This window comes from Methanolobus sp. ZRKC3 (genome assembly GCF_045291275.1).
GTDB lineage: Archaea > Halobacteriota > Methanosarcinia > Methanosarcinales > Methanosarcinaceae > Methanolobus.
Window position 1 is genome coordinate 1687805 of sequence record NZ_CP146982.1, and the last position, 17550, is coordinate 1705354.

Genomic DNA, 17550 nt, shown 5'->3' on the forward strand with positions numbered 1-17550 from the left:
TAGGAGAAAACTATGCACACCGCTTATATAAATATATCATATAATTAAATATAAGACAGTCTTCTTTAAAACAAACTAAAGTGTATCCTCATCCTCTTTCTTCAAAATAGTACATATCAACATTCAACCCAGAGAGGGGAAGCAGTTTTATTCATGAAGAAGCAGGTACAGTGATAGTATGCCCGGAATACATGAAGATAATACCAATCACACAGCACTTATCGAAATGAGTGAACTGGTAGTTTCCAGACAGGGGAAGAATATACTGGATTCCATCAGCCTTCGGATCGAACAGGGAGAGAATGTTGCCATAGTAGGACCCAACGGCTCAGGAAAGTCGTCCACCATCAAGGTCATCACAGGTGACTATCGACCCCTTGCTGACAGCCAGATGGACTTTCGGATACTCGGCAAAGAACTATGGAACATCTCCGAGCTTCGAAGCCTGCTTGGTATAGTATCAGGAGAACTTCAGGTAGACTACAACAGAGAGATATATGGATTTGATGTGGTACTATCGGGTTTTTTCAGCAGCATAGGAATATATCCCAACCATAAGGTAAAGCCTGAAATGATGGAAACTGTTCTTGAAGTAATGAAATTCCTTGATATCGCGCATCTCTACGACAAGATGATATCAGAGATGTCAACAGGGGAAGCCAGAAGACTTTTGATAGGAAGAGCACTTGTTCACGACCCAAAGGTCCTTGTGCTTGACGAGCCTGCCAACAGCCTGGACATAAAAAGCCACTACCAGTTCAGGGAAACAACAAGGAAGATAGCAGCTCATGGTAAGAGCATTATCCTTGTTACCCACAACCTTGAAGATATCATTCCCGAAATTGGACGTGTTATTTTGCTCAAGAATGGAAAAGTATTCGCTGATGGCAAAAAAGAGGACATGCTGACCGAAGAAAAACTAACAGAGCTCTTCGAACTGCCAGTCCATGTCGTGGAAAAAGATGGATACTACAATGCATGGTGCTGAAACTGCCAGAAATACTATTTATAGAAGATAACGATTTAAAGCAGCAATTTATTTCACTAAGCCACACTTTTATATGGATGATAATATGAGGGAATTCATCAATAAACTCAGAGAGTCAGGAAAACTGGTCGAGGTCACCGAACCTGTTTCAAAGGTGTTCGAAGCACCACGCATTGCGAAGAAAACACCAGCGCCAGTATTGTTCCATAATATTGATGGCAACAAGGCTATTATGAATGTCCTTGGCTCAAGGGATGAGCTTGCAGCGATGTTCGGCGTTGAGAAGGACATGATCATCCAGAAACTCTCAGAGATATCACCTGACGGAGAGGTGGTCCTCGTGGACAATTCCCCCACAATGGAAGTCATTGAAGATGATGTTGATCTCACCAAACTTCCAATAATGACACATTTCGAGAAGGATGCAGGACCCTACATTACAGCAGGTATTGTTGTTGCCGAATACGACGGAACCATGAATGCAGCCATACACAGGATGCTTGTGGTCGATAAAACAAGGATCGCCGCAAGGCTGGTAGCACCCAGACATACCTACGTACTCCACAAGAAAGCCGCGGACAAGGGGGAGAAACTTCCTGTTGCTATCGTTCTCGGAGCTGACCCCACAGTCACATTCGCATCCACCACAAGGGTTCCCGCAGGAAAGGAACTTAATTATGCTGCAGCCCTCAGGGGCAGGCCAGTTGAGGTTTTCGAATGTAGCAACGGAATAAAGGTACCTCATGCCGAGATCGTGCTTGAAGGATATATCGACCCTGAAGAAAGAGTGGATGAAGGACCATTCGTTGACATCACAGGCACATATGACCTCATCAGACAGGAGCCTGTTATCCATATCACAAGAATACTGCACCGCAAGGACCCTATATACCATGGCATATTGCCTGCAGGCCCTGAGCATTTACTGATGATGGGAGTTCCCTACGAACCCAGGATATACAATGCAGTAAGTGAAGTGACCACCGTGAAGAACGTGGTGCTCACCGAGGGCGGATGCTGCTACCTGCATGCTGTTGTCCAGATAGAGAAACAGACCGAAGGTGACGGGAAGAACGCCATCATGGCAGCCTTTGCCAGCCACACAAGCCTGAAACACGTTGTTGTCGTGGATGAGGACATAGATATATTCGACCTGAACGATGTGGAATTTGCCATTGCCACCAGAGTAAAAGGTGACATGGACATTATGATAATACCCAATGTACGGGGAAGCTCCCTTGACCCGAGGGGTTCACCTGATGGCACTACCACCAAGGTAGGTATCGATGCCACAAAGGTACTTGTCGAGGCAGAGAACTTCGAAAGGGCGAAGATGCCCGAGTAGAGCTGCGAATAGCCAGATCAAAACAAAGGGAAGAATAAAACGGAACAGATTGGTATGCACCTTACAAAAGAAGAAGAGAGAACCCTGAATGGCGAAGACGGGGAAACACTTCAAAAAGCAATAGAGATACTTGTGGCACTGGGAGATATTTACGGAGCAGATGGACTTATCCCCATCAAAAGTGCACAGATAGCAGGAGTATCCTACAAGACCATAGGAGATGCAGGACTCGAATGGATATCCGACCTCAATGGCAAGGTGAAGATCCCTTCCATACTCAACCCTGCGGGCATGGACATGCTTCGATGGGAAGAGATGGGAATTGAATCTGATTTCGCAAAAAAGCAACATGAGATCGTTGCTGCTTACGAAAAACTTGGCATTATGTCAAAATGCACATGTACACCATATTACCTTGAGGGTTTCGATGTGAAGTACGGTGACCATCTGGCATGGAGCGAGTCCTCTGCAGTATCATACTCAAACTCCGTGATCGGGGCAAGAACCAACAGGGAAGGCGGACCATCCGCACTTTCAGCAGCACTTGTAGGTAAAACTGCCAACTATGGATACCACCTTGATGAAATGCGTGAACCGGTTATCGCAGTAACCGTGGATTCCAAACTCTCCGGGTCAGATTACGGAGCACTGGGATATTCAGTTGGCAAAAATATTGGAAACAGAGTGCCTATTTTTTACATGCAGTCAAAACCATCGGAAGATGAGCTGAAAGGCCTTGGAGCTGCTCTTGCGGCATCCGGTGCTGTTGCCCTCTACCATGTTGAAGGAGTTACGCCTGATGCTGTTAAATTAAACTATGAGAAACCTGCTGAGAACATCAGTGTTGGAAGAGAGGATATACTTGAGGTATATGAGAAGACAGCACAGATCGGCGATGAAGTAAAGGAAACAGATATCGTTACAGTTGGTTGCCCGCACTGCTCTCCTGACGAGATGCAGAGAATTGCAGGATTGCTTGACGGCAAGACTGTACAGAAGGAGATGTGGGTATGCACTTCAAGGGAAGTCGCAGAACGGAATCCTGAGCTTGTCAGCATCATTGAGAAGAGCGGGGCAAAGGTCGTTTGCGATACCTGTATGGTGGTCTCACCTGCATCCAACAACTTCCAGTGCATGATGGTAAATTCCGGCAAGGCACTTGCATATGTTCCGAGCATGTGCAGGGTTGCGGCAAAATATGGAAGCATTGAACAATGCATAAAAGAGGCAGGTGTACTCGATGAGAATTAAATGCAGGAGCATCTCAAGAGGAGTTGCAGAGGGAGAAGCCATCCTGACACACGATGCCATATCATTTCTGGGTAATGTAGACCCACAAACCGGGATAGTTGTCGAACCACAGCATGAGCTCTATGGCAAATGCATCAAGGATAAAGTGCTTGTTTTCCCCCACGGGAAAGGATCAACAGTTGGGTCTTATGTGCTGTATCAGCTCATTAAGAACGGTGTTGCGCCAGCCGCAATGATAAATGTTGAATCTGAACCAATTGTTGCAGTAGGAGCCATAATCTCCGGCATACCACTTGTGGATAAGATGGAAAGTGACCCCTTTGATATACTGAAGGATGGAGACAGGGTCATGGTCGATGGAACAGAAGGCTTTGTTGAGATCACCGATTAATTCACCCCGAACATGGAAACCTGTTTTCGCTGGAATAAGAAGAATGCCTACAGCCTTGCTGCACTGGCACCACTGATACCCGATGCATTGAGGGTAAAGAGCCCCCATGAAGGGATAATGATCTATAGCTTTGCCAGCAGGCAGGCGGAATCTGTTTTTAAAGAGGTGGCTGATTCCAGCACTAATTCCATTTTTATTTCAGGGGGACCGCATCCATCAGGCGCGCCTGAAGAAACATTGCAGTATTTCGATTATGTTGTTGTGGGAGAAGGCGAGGAAACCTTACCTGAACTTGTGCGCACCCTGAAGGCAGGAACGGATGTGAGCAAGGTCAGGGGTATTGCCTACAGGGACAAAGACGGGAATATCATATTCACTGAAAAGAGGGAAGCTGTCAATCTGGATGATTACCCATGTTTTGACCCGAATATCCTCATGGCACCCATTGAGATCAGCCGTGGATGCCCATTTCGGTGCAAGTACTGCCAGACACCCCGACTCTTTGGGGGAAAGGTCAGACACAGGAGTATCGATTCAATTGTAGCCTGCGCAAAGCATTACAATGATTTGAGGTTCACATCATCCAACGCCCTTGCATACGGGAGCGATGGTATCCACCCCAGACTTGACAAAGTTGAAAAATTGCTTTCAACCCTTCACCAGATGGAAGGAAAGACCATCTATTTCGGGACATTCCCTTCAGAAGTAAGGCCCGAATTCATCAGCAACGAATCACTGGAAATTATCACCAAATACTGTACCAATACCAAACTGAGCCTGGGCGCACAGTCAGGTAGTGACAGGATCTTGAGAGATATATTAAGAGGACACACAGTTGATGATGTTGTCCGAAGCCTTGAACTCTGTTTTGAGCACGGGCTGACCCCTGTGGTGGACTTCATGGTGGGATTCCCCGATGAGACCGAGGAAGAACAGGACATGAGCCTTGAGCTTATCAAGTGGATATGCAAAAAGGGCGGTCATGTGCATTCACATTACCTCACACCCCTGCCCGGAACTCCCTACGCAGATGTCAAAACCGCACCTGTGAGCAAGCGTTTCAGGAAAGTACTGGGGAAGATGGCTTTGAAGGGAAAGGTTACAGGATCCTGGGAATAGGCATACGATCATTTCCCATCCAGTCCTGCATAAATATCCTTTGCCGCATAAAGTGTGGCAGCTGCTATAAACGCAATGACACTTGAACTTACAAATACCACAGGAAGACTGAAATTGAAAAGCACCAGCGCAAGAAGCAGGGGTGCTGCAGTCTGCCCCACATACTTCATTATATTATAGATGGACACTACGCCCCCCATCATTTTGGGAGGGGCAACTTGAGTTATGAGGGTATTAAGGGATGGCTGCACCATGCCAAAGCCAATTCCAAACAGGAATATAAATAGCATATTTAGCAGCAGGGAATTTGCCAGAGCAGTCCCGGCCAGTGCAATGCCTGTAACAATAAAACCAAGTCTTACTATCAATTGCTTTCCATGTTTTTCAGCCAGGTTTTTCGCCCTGGAAGCAACTATTGCCATGGCGATTCCCTGAAATCCCAGTGCAAGCCCTGCCTGCCTGGCATCAAAGCCATAGTTTTCTTTCAAAGTGAAGGGGACATATATCACCATTGTATAGAGCAGGAAGAAAACAGCAAATGCCAGAAACATGGTGTAGGAGATACGCACATCCCCCAGGCTCTTTGCAAGATCGAACATCCCATTCTTTGTCCGCATTTCCGGGAGGTTTGTTTCCGGCAGCATGAAAACGGCGACTACAGCAAGTGGAACTGTAAGAAAATAGAAAAGGAAGGGGACATTCCACCCATAAACTGCCATTGCTCCCCCGATCAAAGGAGCTGATACACCCCCTATGCCCGTGGTCATGCTCATCATACCCATGGCATTCACACGGTCAAATCCACTGTACAACTCGCCTATCATTGTCATAACAATAGGCAACATGCCTGCGATACCCACACCCTGAATGAACCTCAGTATCAGCAGGGTTTCCAGGTCTGGAGCAAAATAACATGTACCACCAACAATACCGTTGATAAGCAGGCAAGGTATAAGGATAGACTTTCTCCCCACGCGGTCCATAATGGTGCTGAGGAAGAACATGAAAAATGCAGTGGAAAATGTATATGCACCCAGAACAAGACCCACTGCCTCACGGGAGGTGTTCAGGGGCTCCACCATAAAGGGCAGCACAGGAGCTACTATTGCGCCAGCGGACATTGCGAAGAATGCAACCAGCAAAAGAATAGGAAGTGTTACTTTTCCAGCCATTTCAGTTCCCAACCCGGACACATGCTTTGATCCCTCATGTGCGCATGAGAAATATCAATTGTGAATTGTGTGTTCCTCAAATTTGCCATTGAAGAATACAAATACCTTAATTTCGCCTCCCTTTTTGTATTTTCTCATTTCCCTGTCATAAACCCCCTGAACATGCCTGAGTTTATTCTTATTGAAATGTTCATTGACTTTTTCATAGAAAGACAGTTTCTGTCTGAGATAGGCTGTTTCATACTCTTTGATATCTGATGCAATGTCCTCGCATTCAACATCGCTTGTCTCTGAATGATAACAACCATGCTGATCGAGCCCACTTACGTGCCGCCAGTCAATGTTGCCATCCTCATCAGCCTCACGGTGCAACATGTATGGATAGAGACTGCAGATGGAAGGGCGCTTGGAGTAAATACTACATCGCTTCTCATTTAGAAATACACATGAACCATCTTCTTTTACGCACAGTGCATATCCTGAAACGTAGAAGTTGCCAAACTTATCACAAAATTCAGGATAGGGCGCAGGCTCAAGTGCATCGGGATCAATATCTCTTATTACAGGGACATCAGCATCCAGCAAAAAAACGTGGTCATTGAATTCCCTTGTGCAGCAACGGCCGCAGAAGTCACATTCAAAACCAACTTCTTTTATGATAGAACAGAGTTCATCATCAGAGTAAGCTTCAAGCTCATTTAATTCGTTCCGTACATGGCTTATTTGTTCTTCAATGGATGCAGTAAAAGCAATCAACTCCTTTGATGCATATTTCATGTGATATTGTACTTAAAAGCATATGATTAGGGATTCCCGTAAAGTTTAATAATAAGAGCTACATCTATGGGTAAACTCAAGGTAATAATAATCATATATTATTTTAAACATTACATATACAAATCATCCGAGGACAAATAATGGGTAAAACAGGCAGCATTGAATGGGTTAAAGTAAAGGGAAGAAACGGAAGAACAATTAAAGTGCCAAAAAGCAGATCAGGTAAAGCACATCCAGGTCCTGCACAGAGATACATGTCATCCGGCGCAAAAAGAAGATTCCTCCCAAGATCACAAAAAGCTCTCGTGAGATAAATATATCTCACTATATTTTCACTTTTTTTCTTTTTCAGACTTATTTTATTAAGTGATTGTAAGTGCCATTTTCGGGCAAATTTGCAGTCCATCCGGACTTGACATGTAGCCAATACGTATATATAGAACTACAATCATTAAAAAACGGCTTAAATTTAAATTAATCACTCTAATATCACTAATAGGAGGATAAAGTATATGGCAGGACAGATGGCAGGACAGCCAATTTTCATATTAAGAGAAGGTAGCCAGAGAACAAGAGGCAGAGAGGCACAGAGCAACAACATCATGGCAGCAAAAGCTGTTGCTGAAGCAGTCAGAACAACTCTTGGTCCAAAAGGAATGGACAAGATGCTTGTAGATGGCCTTGGTGATGTAGTAATCACAAACGATGGTGCAACCATCCTTAAAGAGATGGACATTGAACATCCTGCAGCAAAGATGATCGTTGAAGTTTCAAAGACACAGGACGACGAAGTCGGTGACGGAACAACAACAGCTGCAGTAATTGCTGGTGAGCTTCTTAAGAAAGCTGAAGACCTTATCGAGGATGACGTACACCCAACAATCATCGCATCCGGATACAGAATGGCTTCCGAAAAAGCAAGAGAACTCCTTCAGACACTTGCAAAGTCAGTTACAAGAACAGACAGAGATGTACTTATGAACATTTCCGGAACAGCAATGACCGGTAAAGGCGCAGAAGCTACAAAGGAAATACTTGCTAACATCACTGTTGATGCTATCACAAGCATTATCGACGAAGAAGGCAAAGTAGACATGGAAAACATCAAGATCGAGAAGAAGGTCGGAGCACGTATCGAAGAATCCGAGCTTATTTCAGGAATGATCATTGATAAGGAACGTGTACACACCAACATGCCAAAGAAGGTCGAAAACGCTAAGATCTTGCTTTTGAACTCTGCAATTGAGCTTAAAGACACAGAAGTCGATGCAGAAATATCCATCACATCCCCAGACCAGCTTCAGTTATTCCTCGACCAGGAAGAACAGATGATCAAGGGCATGGTTGAGAAGATCACAGCAAGCGGTGCAAATGTAGTATTCTGCCAGAAGGGCATTGACGACATGGCACAGCACTACCTCGCAAAGGCAGAAGTCTTCGCAATCAGACGTGTCAAGAAGAGCGACATGCAGAAGCTTTCAAGAGCAACTGGTGCAAAGCTCGTTACAAACATAGATGAGATCACAGAAGCAGACCTTGGTAAAGCTGACCTCGCTGAAGAAAGAAAGATTGGTGGCGACCAGATGACCTTCATCACAGGCTGTGACAATCCAAAGGCAGTATCCATCCTTCTCCGCGGTGGTACAGACCATGTGATCGACAACATCGAGAGAGGACTCAACGACTCACTCAGAGTAGTTGGCGTTGCTATCGAGGACGAAAAGCTTGTAGCTGGCGGCGGATCCCCAGAAGTTGAAGTTGCACTCAGACTTCAGGAATACGCAGCAACACTCAGCGGCAGAGAGCAGCTTGCAGTAAAAGCATTCGCAGAGGCACTTGAAATCGTTCCAAGAACCCTTGCAGAAAATGCAGGTCTCGACCCAATAGACATGCTCATGGAATTGCGCGCACACCACGAGAAGGGCGTAAAGACAGCAGGTCTTAATGTCTACACCGGCGAAGTAATTGACATGTGGGAAGCTGGCGTTGTTGAGCCACTCAGAGTAAAGACCCAGGCAGTTAATGCAGCAGCAGAATCCGCAGTCATGATCCTCAGGATCGATGATATCATCGCATCCAGACAGGGAGCAGACGCTGATATGATGGGCGGTATGCCTGGCGGTATGGGTGGAATGCCACCTGGCATGATGTAAATCTGATATCAAAAAACTATATACAGGCGCGGATTATCTGCGCCTACAATTTTTTTTCTTGAACTAAATTTAACTTAACATTTACTTTAGCTATTTCTGTCTCAAGGCCAGCATATTTGCATATATCAAAGTTGGTATAAATTTATTTTTTAGTCCGGGATTTCACAAATCTACTTCCCATGTAGTGAAGGAAAAAAGCAGGGAAATATCCCATCCATGGTGAAATGATAATCTTCACAGACTCACTTCTACCTAACACAGCCCCGAGTAACATAAGTTACTTAGCCCCGTAACCTCAGACTGAGAAAAAATGGAGCATAAACTCGAACCCAGCGTGGCTTAAAAATGAAATGAACAGCAACAATACTTGTTCAAAACAGGAAAAACTACGATACGAATTTAATCCATTAAATTTAGTATAATAATTGAGCCATAGAATTTTTCTTACTCAAGACACTTCAGGATATCCTTAGGCTCGTATCTTGGTTTTATTATACGTGTTCTTCCGCGCATACCCTTACCCGAAAAATCAGTATCCAGTAGCTGGGAAGCACTCATTTTTTCTATCAATTCATAGAAGCGAGTGTAACCGAGACCTGTAATATCATGGAATGATTTGTAAAGCTCCCCCGCCTGCTGATCAGTTCCCTTTGCGATCAGACCAATAAGAGTCCTTTCATGCTCGGTGAGTGAGCGGATATTCCGACACAAATAAATGAGCCTGGAAGACTCGTATGCTTTTTCCACATCATCCATTGACACTGTGCGGCTTGCACGACGTTCTGCATTCAATGCTGAGCGCTTGAGAAGATCGATACCAACACGCAGGTCACCAGTCATATCAACATACTCTGCAATGCGATCACATACATCATCGGGCACTACATTCTGATAAAAAGCATGCTGTATCCTGTTGCTTATGATATCACGTATTTCCCCAAAATCATATCTGGAAAAATCGATCTCTTCCGGCAGGAAGACCGAACCAACGCGGGGATCGAAGCTATAAGGTACACCGATATCACTGATTATCGCAATGAGAGAGATCCTTGCTCCGGGGTACAGTTCATGTGCGCGAAGAAGAGAATACATCACCTCATCAGCATGCCCTTCATGGAAAAGGTAATTGATATCATCCAGAGCCACCACAAGGATCTTGTTCGAGTCCACAAGGTGCTTTACAACCTTTTCAAAGAGTTTTCTGAAAGCCACACCCGATGAAGGTGGTTTGACATTCACCAGCTGCTCATATATCCTTGATACAACAGCAAAACGTGTGGAATCCATCTGACAGTTGACCTTTACAAATACCACATTGTCAGTGTGCTCCTTCATTTCCTTGAACACTTTCAAAACAGCAGTTGTCTTTCCAGTTCCAGGCGAACCCTTGACCAGGCAGTTCACAGGCCGCATACCCCGCAGTGCAGGTTTTAAGCTGAATTTGAGGGATTTGATCTGAGAATCCCTGTGAGCAAAATACTCAGGAAGGTAATCAAGCTCAAGCACTTCACCATTCTTAAATAAAGTCTCATCCCAGAGAAGCATATCCTTGCTCAATCTAATCCCCTCTTTACGTATTAGCGATATATGATTCATTAATATAATGTTTATTATATTAGTAATATCTGCGCATAATAAGTTTTTGCTTTTTCTTTCCTGAAAACCTGTAAATAGAAAAAATGAAAATACAGATATTGCTTCAGTCAACAAGTGAAGTGATCTTTGAGACCGTATCAACCAGTATGTCAACTTCTTCTTCTGTATTGTAAAGGGCAAATGAAGCCCTGACAGTGCCATCCACACCAAGGAAGTTAATACCCGGCATGGCACAATGATAGCCACTACGAACGCATATAGCCCGCGTCTGGTCAAGTATCATCGCAACATCATGAGCATTCATACCCAAAACATTGAATGGAACCACACCTGACCTTTCCACAGGACCGTAGACCTCCACACCATCCAGCTCCGCAAGGCGTGCTGCCGCATCCCGGGTAAGTGCTAATTCATGTTTCTCAATATCTGAAACTCCGATGTCCTTCACGTATTCCACGGCCCTTCCAAGACCTATTACACCGGGAATATTAGGAGTGCCTGCCTCAAATTTAGTAGGGCTCGCCTCCGGCACATAGCCAGACTCGGTCACTGAATTGACCATTCCCCCTCCTAGGAATACAGGTTCTATCTCATCAGGATCTTTCATGAATAGCACACCAGTGCCCTGTGGTCCGAGAAGTCCTTTGTGACCAGGAGTGACAAAGAAATCAGGGTCCAGTGATTTAATATCAATTGGCATGTGGCCTGCTGATTGGGAACCATCCACAAGCACCTTGACACCATGTTTGTGAGCAAGCTTAACGATACTTCCAACATCCTGAATAGATCCAAATACATTGGAGATATGATTTACCGCCACCATGCGCGTTCTGTCATCGATGGCGTCTGCAATATCTTCAGGATCAACAATACCTGAGATAGCAGGTTTGACTATCCTGAGTTCAACGCCAATTTCTTTCAGGCGCATCCATGGAAGCAGGTTGGAATGGTGTTCAACAAGGGTAACGATTACGTTGTCACCGGATTCCCATGGGAAACCCCTGGATACGATGTTGATACTTTCCGTTGCATTTCTCGTAAAAACAGTCTTATTTGCATCTGCATTCAGGAAATCAGCCACACTTTCCCTTGCGTCCTCATAGTGGTTCGTTGTCTCACGGGCAAGCCTGTGTGCACCTCTGCCATGATTGCCTGCATATTTGTAAAAGAAGTCCTCCATTGCCTTAACTGCAGGTACAGGAGTTTGAGTTGTAGCTGCACTATCCAAGTAAATAACATCTTTAAGAACAGGAAAATCTTCCCGGACAGAATGAACATCGTACATAGAAGCCGGTACGTTTAGAAAATAGAAATAGTTTTGCAGGCTTATTTCGCCTGCATACCGCCTACCATGAAGCGATATAATTCCATTTCTTCAGCATTGAGTTTGTCTGCTGATACACCACTGACAACTGAGTGATAGCTACGCATACCCTCATAATTATCAGTACTTTTTGATTTAGTTTCTCGCATATTTGCCTCCTGTCTCTCATTTAATACAAAACAGCTAATGCATATTATATATACATTTTAAGAATATTTATTCCATTTGTTTCGCCGAACAGATACATATGAACTAAAGATATATAAACGTTACGTCATATGCAAAAAATAGAATAAAAATACGGAAAAAAGTAATCCGTATTCAAGCACCTGTAAAAACAAAGTCATTACTTCTTTTCTTTTGATGACAATTTATGCATCCGCTTACCTTGCCCTCTGCAGAAACATCCCCTTCAGGAGAGTAAAGAGCCCAGAACCAATCACCATCATCCGGATTATAGCCCTCGACTTTATACATGACAACCAGCTCCTCAAGTTCTCCGTCAGAATCATACCCTTCCTTCAGGATGATACTTTCGGCAGGCATCGTCGTTTCCCCTGCCTCAATAGCATCATACGCATTATCTGAGACATATATGGTCACCTGATCCCCATGCACTCCGGCACTTGTAGCAAGCTCCACAGTTCCCGGAAATAGATTCCACTCTGCATAGCCACCATCTCCAGTCATCAGAGAGTACAATTCTGCTGCGCTTACTTGCACCTCTTCTTCATCAGATATACCTGAATCCACATCATCATACCCTGTGCATCCTGAGAACAGAACTGCACTTATCAAAATGAGTAATAGTAAAATTCTTTTCATAATAATACCCCATATTTAATTGAGAGCACACACTATAATTATTTATCTAATAAAAAGGCGGAAAATGAAGTCGTAAGAAATATAATATATGCACGAGACTTTGCCTAATCATGCCAAAGATAATCATTGACAGATCACTATCATATATTGAAGGCACCCAGCGCGTTCTTGATGAAAAGGGCACCCTTGAAAAGACAAAGTCCAATCTGGACAAAATTGGTGTCACAAGGATCGCCAGCATCACTGACCTTGACAGAGTGGGAATTCCTGTGTTCTCAGCCATCCGGCCCAGCTCTGCTGACGGGGCTATTTCAGTTTATTCAGGAAAGGGTAGTGTGGAGGGACAGGCAAGGATATCTGCAATGATGGAAAGCTTTGAGCGCTGCCTTGCCGAGAGAAAAGGAGTGAACAGGAATGTCACTGAAGACGTAGCAGTCCCGCACACAATTAACTCATACGATGGGATCAGGGAGATCATTGATGCCATCGACCCAAATACATTGCTCTTACCGGAAGCCTGCTCCCGTGACCAGCTCATTGAGTGGATGATCGGCTGGGACCTCATGAAAAATCAAGAGGTGGCAGTACCGGCAAATGCCGTTTATCACCCTTATGATAACCCCGGGCAGACATTGAAACTGTTCAGAAGCAATACCAATGGACTTGCAGCAGGGAATACTATAGAAGAAGCGATCTTCCATGGGCTGCTCGAGGTAATTGAGAGAGATGCATTGAGCACAGCAGAATTCAACCGCCATCCGGAGAAGCAGATAATCCTGACAGAAGAAGATGGTGACAACTACGAGATACTGCAAAAGTTCAAAGAGAAAGATATTGAGGTCAAATTATGGCTGTTGGCGCATGATACTGACATCACCACGGTTGTTGCAGCCACTGATGATATTAAATTAAAAGACCCTGCACTCCTTGTAATGGGAGCAGGATCACACCTCAAGCCAGAGATAGCCGTACGAAGGGCACTTACCGAAGCTGCCCAGTCCAGGGTGGTACAGATACACGGAGCCCGCGAGGACACAAATCGCGAAGAGTTCGTGAGAAATATTGGCTATGACAGGATGAAACGTCTGAACAATTACTGGTACGAGGACAGGGAAACCACAACACTTGCTGAGATGAAAGACATCTCAAAGGACAATCCTGCCCAAAGCATTGATGTAACCCTTGAGCAGCTTGGAAGGATCGCGGACCGTGCAATTGTGGTTGACCTATCAAGAGAAAGCATTCCAGTCCCCGTCATCAGAGTGATCATACCTAGCTTTGAGGTGTACACCCTGGACAGGGAGAGACAGGGGCTAAGGGTTAAATCCGGAAAGCAAAGGAAAATGCCACGTGAAGAGAGACCCTGGAAGCGCAGGGCAAGAAGATGAGCGACCAACAATTGAAAGCTAAAAAGGCATTGGTCTTTGTTGGCACAAGCATAAGCCAGGATGATGCCCGGGAAATACTTGATGTGACATACTGGCCCCCCATCTCCAGAGGAGATATCGAGAGAGCAGCCCAGAAAGGCTATGACCTCATAGGCATCATTGACGGGATATTCTTCAGCAGGGCGGCAGTGGCACACAAGGAAGTCATCAAAGTGATTGATGCAGGAGCGACGGTAATAGGCGGTTGCAGCATGGGCGCCCTGCGTGCATCCGAGCTTGACATACATGGAATGATAGGTGTTGGCAAGATATACCAGTGGTACAGAGACGGAGTCATCGAGGATGACGACGAAGTAGCTGTTGCCACCAATCCGGACACATTTGAGGCAGTCTCAAACCCCATGGTCAACATAAGGGAGACGCTAAAAGCAGCTTTTTCAGAAGGCATAATAAGTGAAGAAGACTGCAATACACTGACATCCCTTGCGAAAAAGACCCACTACACCGAGAGAAGTTATTTTGGAATGGCAAGGGAAGCTGTGAAGAAAGACATACTTTCCGATGCTCAGGCAAATGAACTCTTTGATTTCTGCAGGGAACATGAAGTGGATATTAAGAGAAGCGATGCCATCGAAGTTCTCGAAAAAATAAAAATTATCATGCAACAATGATCAAACTGCTTTTTTTGGTTTCATGCCGTCATACAGGAAATGTAGCATATAGACTGTGGACATCACCAGGATTATTGTGGCACCTGAAGGGACGTCGAACAGGTATGAAAAAGCCAGGCCTACTATACTGAAGAAAGCACCGAAGAATATTGCCAGATACATCATTTTCCTAAGATTATTGGTGTAATGCCTGCTCAGAGATGCAGGCATGGTAAGTAGTGCGATTATGAGTATGATCCCAACAACCTTGATCAGAAGCACAATTGTCAATGCTATCAGACATAGCAACAGGATATACAGTTTTTCCACTGAAAGTCCAGCCACCTCTGCAAATTCCTCATCGAAGCACAGGGACATGAATTCCTTGTAGAAAGCATAGACCACAAGGATAATAACAGCATCAAGTCCAACCATCAAGTAAATATCCGACATCGGTACCGTCAGGATGTTCCCGAAAAGATAGGTCATTAGGTCAGGAGCATACCCAGGAGTCCAGCTGATCAGGATTATCCCTATAGCCATCCCAAGTGACCACAGTATACCAATAGCAGTATCCTCTGCAACCTTTGATCTTTTGCTTACAAGCCCCATTACGATTGCAGACAGCACACTGAACGGAATGAGACCGTATAGCGGATTGACCCCAAGGAAGTATCCAAGGCCTATACCGCCAAAGGATGCATGCGATATGCCACCACTTATGAAAACAATTCTCTTGACAACCACATAGACACCGATTATGCCGCATGCTATGCTGGCAAGTACAGCGGCAATAATAGCATTTCTCATAAAATCATATTGAAGTATTTCCAGCATTCTAAAACCTCAGTGATCTTCCAGTACCCTGTGCGGAACACCATGTGCTATCATATCCACGGGACACAGGTATGATTCCTCGAGGTCATGCGGACTCAATTCCTTTGAGTTATGATAGTGCAGTTTCCGGTTCAAACAGGCGATCTTATCCACGTGCACAGATACAGCGCTAAGATCATGGGTCACCATGACTATTGCAACCTCTTTTTTCAGCTTGTTGAGAAGCTCATAGAATTCCTTCTGTCTTTTTGAATCAATTCCTGTGGAGGGTTCATCCAACAGCAGCAGTTTTGGATTGTTTATAAGAGACCTCGCAATGAAAACCCTCTGCCTCTGACCACCGGATAGTTCACTTATCTGACGATCCTTAAACTCGAGCATATCAACTGTCTTTAAGGCATTTTGTGCTGCTTTTTTGTCATTTTCATTATAGCGTTTGAAAGGACCCCTGTGGGCAATACAGCCCATGAGAACAACTTCCCAGACACTGATGGGAAAATCAAGGTTGGAGGACATATACTGCGGAACATATCCCACGTACTTGCGGGTTTTACGAGGATCGCCCCCAAACAGTTTCACAGACCCCTTATCAGGCTTTATCAAGCCAAGGATGATCTTTAAAAGAGTGCTTTTGCCCCCTCCGTTGGGACCGATTATGGCAAGGAAGTCATGATCCCCTACCACCAGGTCCACTGATTCAAGGACAGGAACATCCTCATAGCTCGACCAGACATCCTTGAGTTCGATAACGTTATCCATCTTATGCCAATCCCTTTTCAAATGCTTCGCTTACTTTTGAAAGATTATCTATATAATCCTTTGTGAGCGGATCAACTTCAACAACCTCACCGCCGATCTCAGCCGCTATCGCCCTTGCACTTGAGGTACTGAAACCGGACTGGACAAATATAACCTTGATCTTTTTCTCATTTGCCGTGTCTATAAGACGTTGCAGGTCCTGAACACTGGGCTCCTTACCTTCTATTTCAACTGGGATTTGCTCAAGCCCGTATTCATCTGCAAAATAGCCCCATGACGGATGATATACCATAAAACTACTGCCTTCCCTTCCAACCAGAGCTGACCTTATTTTTTCATCAACCTGATCGAGTTCTGCGATATATGCATCCCGGTTCATAGTATACAGCTCTTCATTTTCAGGATCTGTTTGAACAAGACCAGCATGAATATTCATAACCATGATCTTTGCTTTTTGGGGAGAAGTCCATATATGAGGATCCATCCCCTCTTGCTCATCTTCATGACCGTATTCTCCCTCAGCATTTTCTTCTTCATGACCGTGAGTTACCATGCTCCTTAGTTCAATGCCTGCTGAGGAATCGATTATAAGCATATCAGGATTTACAGATACAAGGTCATCCATCCAGGCTGTTTCAAAACCAACGCCAGAGCCTACTTTGACATATAGATCAGCTTTGCTTAACTCTCTTAACTGCCCGGGAGTTGGTTCATGAGTTGCGGGACTTGCACCTGGCGGGATCATTACCACAGTGCTCACCAGATCACCGGCTATCTTTTCCACAAATTCAGCCTGTGGCACTATACTCACAGCAACAACCATTTTACCGGATAAGGAATCGTTTTCTTGTGTGTCCACACAACCACTTACAAGTACAGCAGATAACAGGAAAAATGACAGTATTAGTAAAGTTAACTTGTTAATTGATTCCATCAGAGTCACCTTGTTTGTAGTATACCCAAATATTTTGCATT

General features: G+C 44.7%; 18 protein-coding genes. 9 read left to right on the forward strand and 9 right to left on the reverse strand.

Translation table 11 applies throughout. The features are described from left to right. Positions 1-178: 178 nt before the first annotated feature. From V7O66_RS08500 to V7O66_RS08520, 5 genes are all read left to right on the forward strand, one after another. Complete coding sequence (locus V7O66_RS08500; RefSeq protein WP_406659877.1) at positions 179-988, forward strand: ABC transporter ATP-binding protein; 810 nt, start codon at positions 179-181, stop codon at positions 986-988. Positions 989-1061: 73 nt separating this feature from the next. Continuing rightward, a complete protein-coding gene (locus V7O66_RS08505; RefSeq protein ID WP_406659878.1) occupies positions 1062-2333 on the forward strand; it encodes a UbiD family decarboxylase in 1272 nt (423 codons plus the stop codon). Positions 2334-2387: 54 nt separating this feature from the next. Further along, complete coding sequence (locus tag V7O66_RS08510) at positions 2388-3584, forward strand: aconitase X (protein WP_406659879.1); 1197 nt, start codon at positions 2388-2390, stop codon at positions 3582-3584. Beyond that, positions 3574-3975, forward strand: coding sequence for a DUF126 domain-containing protein (locus V7O66_RS08515; RefSeq protein WP_406659880.1), 402 nt, complete (start codon positions 3574-3576; stop codon positions 3973-3975). The genes V7O66_RS08510 and V7O66_RS08515 overlap by 11 nt, the downstream gene beginning before the upstream one ends. Positions 3976-3987: 12 nt before the next feature. Beyond that, positions 3988-5094, forward strand: a complete 1107-nt coding sequence (locus V7O66_RS08520) for a TIGR04013 family B12-binding domain/radical SAM domain-containing protein (protein WP_406659881.1) — start codon at positions 3988-3990, stop codon at positions 5092-5094. An 8-nt stretch (positions 5095-5102) separates the two neighbouring features. On the opposite strand, the gene V7O66_RS08525 is transcribed toward V7O66_RS08520, so the two are convergent. After that, positions 5103-6266: an MFS transporter gene (locus V7O66_RS08525; RefSeq protein WP_406659882.1), complete on the reverse strand. Its 1164-nt coding sequence runs from the start codon at positions 6264-6266 to the stop codon at positions 5103-5105. 54 nt (positions 6267-6320) lie between these two features. After that, positions 6321-7043 (reverse strand): YkgJ family cysteine cluster protein, encoded by a 723-nt coding sequence (locus tag V7O66_RS08530; protein WP_406659883.1) that lies wholly within the window; start codon positions 7041-7043, stop codon positions 6321-6323. 140 nt (positions 7044-7183) lie between these two features. On the opposite strand from V7O66_RS08530, the gene V7O66_RS08535 reads away from it, so the two are divergent. Both V7O66_RS08535 and thsB read left to right on the forward strand, forming a co-directional pair. Continuing rightward, positions 7184-7357 (forward strand): DUF5350 domain-containing protein, encoded by a 174-nt coding sequence (locus tag V7O66_RS08535; RefSeq protein WP_406659884.1) that lies wholly within the window; start codon positions 7184-7186, stop codon positions 7355-7357. A gap of 198 nt (positions 7358-7555) precedes the next feature. Further along, positions 7556-9196, forward strand: coding sequence for a thermosome subunit beta (gene thsB / locus V7O66_RS08540; RefSeq protein ID WP_406659885.1), 1641 nt, complete (start codon positions 7556-7558; stop codon positions 9194-9196). Positions 9197-9640: 444 nt separating this feature from the next. Here thsB and V7O66_RS08545 read toward each other — a convergent pair whose 3' ends face one another. From V7O66_RS08545 to V7O66_RS08560, 4 genes are all read right to left on the reverse strand, one after another. Then, a complete protein-coding gene (locus V7O66_RS08545; RefSeq protein ID WP_406659886.1) occupies positions 9641-10753 on the reverse strand; it encodes an ORC1-type DNA replication protein in 1113 nt (370 codons plus the stop codon). Between the two features lie 142 nt (positions 10754-10895). Next, on the reverse strand, positions 10896-12077 hold the full coding sequence (locus V7O66_RS08550) for a cysteine desulfurase (RefSeq protein WP_406659887.1): 1182 nt from the start codon (positions 12075-12077) through the stop codon (positions 10896-10898). Between the two features lie 41 nt (positions 12078-12118). Continuing rightward, positions 12119-12265: a hypothetical protein gene (locus V7O66_RS08555; RefSeq protein ID WP_406659888.1), complete on the reverse strand. Its 147-nt coding sequence runs from the start codon at positions 12263-12265 to the stop codon at positions 12119-12121. A 172-nt stretch (positions 12266-12437) separates the two neighbouring features. Continuing rightward, positions 12438-12941, reverse strand: coding sequence for a cytochrome P460 family protein (locus V7O66_RS08560; RefSeq protein WP_406659889.1), 504 nt, complete (start codon positions 12939-12941; stop codon positions 12438-12440). Between the two features lie 110 nt (positions 12942-13051). Here V7O66_RS08560 and V7O66_RS08565 point away from each other — a divergent pair, with 110 nt between their 5' ends. Together V7O66_RS08565 and V7O66_RS08570 are read left to right on the forward strand one after the other, a co-directional pair. After that, positions 13052-14329 carry a YcaO-related McrA-glycine thioamidation protein gene (locus tag V7O66_RS08565; RefSeq protein ID WP_406659890.1) on the forward strand — a complete coding sequence of 426 codons (1278 nt, stop codon included), beginning with the start codon at positions 13052-13054 and terminating at the stop codon, positions 14327-14329. Beyond that, entirely contained in the window at positions 14326-15000 is a 675-nt protein-coding gene (locus V7O66_RS08570; RefSeq protein ID WP_406659891.1) for a TfuA-related McrA-glycine thioamidation protein, read from the forward strand. The genes V7O66_RS08565 and V7O66_RS08570 overlap by 4 nt, the downstream gene beginning before the upstream one ends. Here the strand turns inward: V7O66_RS08570 and V7O66_RS08575 are convergent, their stop codons facing one another. Genes V7O66_RS08575 through V7O66_RS08585 form a run of 3 tightly spaced genes read right to left on the reverse strand, consistent with a single transcriptional unit; the run spans position 15001 to position 17509 of the window. Further along, positions 15001-15816, reverse strand: a complete 816-nt coding sequence (locus V7O66_RS08575) for a metal ABC transporter permease (protein WP_406659892.1) — start codon at positions 15814-15816, stop codon at positions 15001-15003. Between the two features lie 9 nt (positions 15817-15825). Further along, positions 15826-16575, reverse strand: coding sequence for a metal ABC transporter ATP-binding protein (locus V7O66_RS08580; protein WP_406659893.1), 750 nt, complete (start codon positions 16573-16575; stop codon positions 15826-15828). Position 16576: 1 nt separating this feature from the next. Next, positions 16577-17509, reverse strand: a complete 933-nt coding sequence (locus V7O66_RS08585; RefSeq protein WP_406659894.1) for a metal ABC transporter solute-binding protein, Zn/Mn family — start codon at positions 17507-17509, stop codon at positions 16577-16579. Positions 17510-17550: the final 41 nt, after the last annotated feature.

Excerpts from the sequence above, each read along its gene's own strand:
- V7O66_RS08535 (WP_406659884.1), top strand. The coding sequence starts at position 7,184 with ATGGGTAAAACAGGCAGCATTGAATGGGTTAAAGTAAAGGGAAGAAAC.
- V7O66_RS08550 (WP_406659887.1), bottom strand. The coding sequence starts at position 12,077 with ATGTACGATGTTCATTCTGTCCGGGAAGATTTTCCTGTTCTTAAAGAT.
- V7O66_RS08585 (WP_406659894.1), bottom strand. The coding sequence starts at position 17,509 with ATGGAATCAATTAACAAGTTAACTTTACTAATACTGTCATTTTTCCTG.
- V7O66_RS08530 (WP_406659883.1), bottom strand. The coding sequence starts at position 7,043 with ATGAAATATGCATCAAAGGAGTTGATTGCTTTTACTGCATCCATTGAA.
- thsB (WP_406659885.1), top strand. The coding sequence starts at position 7,556 with ATGGCAGGACAGATGGCAGGACAGCCAATTTTCATATTAAGAGAAGGT.
- V7O66_RS08565 (WP_406659890.1), top strand. The coding sequence starts at position 13,052 with ATGCCAAAGATAATCATTGACAGATCACTATCATATATTGAAGGCACC.
- V7O66_RS08555 (WP_406659888.1), bottom strand. The coding sequence starts at position 12,265 with ATGCGAGAAACTAAATCAAAAAGTACTGATAATTATGAGGGTATGCGT.
- V7O66_RS08515 (WP_406659880.1), top strand. The coding sequence starts at position 3,574 with ATGAGAATTAAATGCAGGAGCATCTCAAGAGGAGTTGCAGAGGGAGAA.
- V7O66_RS08580 (WP_406659893.1), bottom strand. The coding sequence starts at position 16,575 with ATGGATAACGTTATCGAACTCAAGGATGTCTGGTCGAGCTATGAGGAT.
- V7O66_RS08575 (WP_406659892.1), bottom strand. The coding sequence starts at position 15,816 with ATGCTGGAAATACTTCAATATGATTTTATGAGAAATGCTATTATTGCC.
- V7O66_RS08525 (WP_406659882.1), bottom strand. The coding sequence starts at position 6,266 with ATGGCTGGAAAAGTAACACTTCCTATTCTTTTGCTGGTTGCATTCTTC.
- V7O66_RS08500 (WP_406659877.1), top strand. The coding sequence starts at position 179 with ATGCCCGGAATACATGAAGATAATACCAATCACACAGCACTTATCGAA.
- V7O66_RS08510 (WP_406659879.1), top strand. The coding sequence starts at position 2,388 with ATGCACCTTACAAAAGAAGAAGAGAGAACCCTGAATGGCGAAGACGGG.
- V7O66_RS08505 (WP_406659878.1), top strand. The coding sequence starts at position 1,062 with ATGGATGATAATATGAGGGAATTCATCAATAAACTCAGAGAGTCAGGA.
- V7O66_RS08520 (WP_406659881.1), top strand. The coding sequence starts at position 3,988 with ATGGAAACCTGTTTTCGCTGGAATAAGAAGAATGCCTACAGCCTTGCT.
- V7O66_RS08570 (WP_406659891.1), top strand. The coding sequence starts at position 14,326 with ATGAGCGACCAACAATTGAAAGCTAAAAAGGCATTGGTCTTTGTTGGC.
- V7O66_RS08560 (WP_406659889.1), bottom strand. The coding sequence starts at position 12,941 with ATGAAAAGAATTTTACTATTACTCATTTTGATAAGTGCAGTTCTGTTC.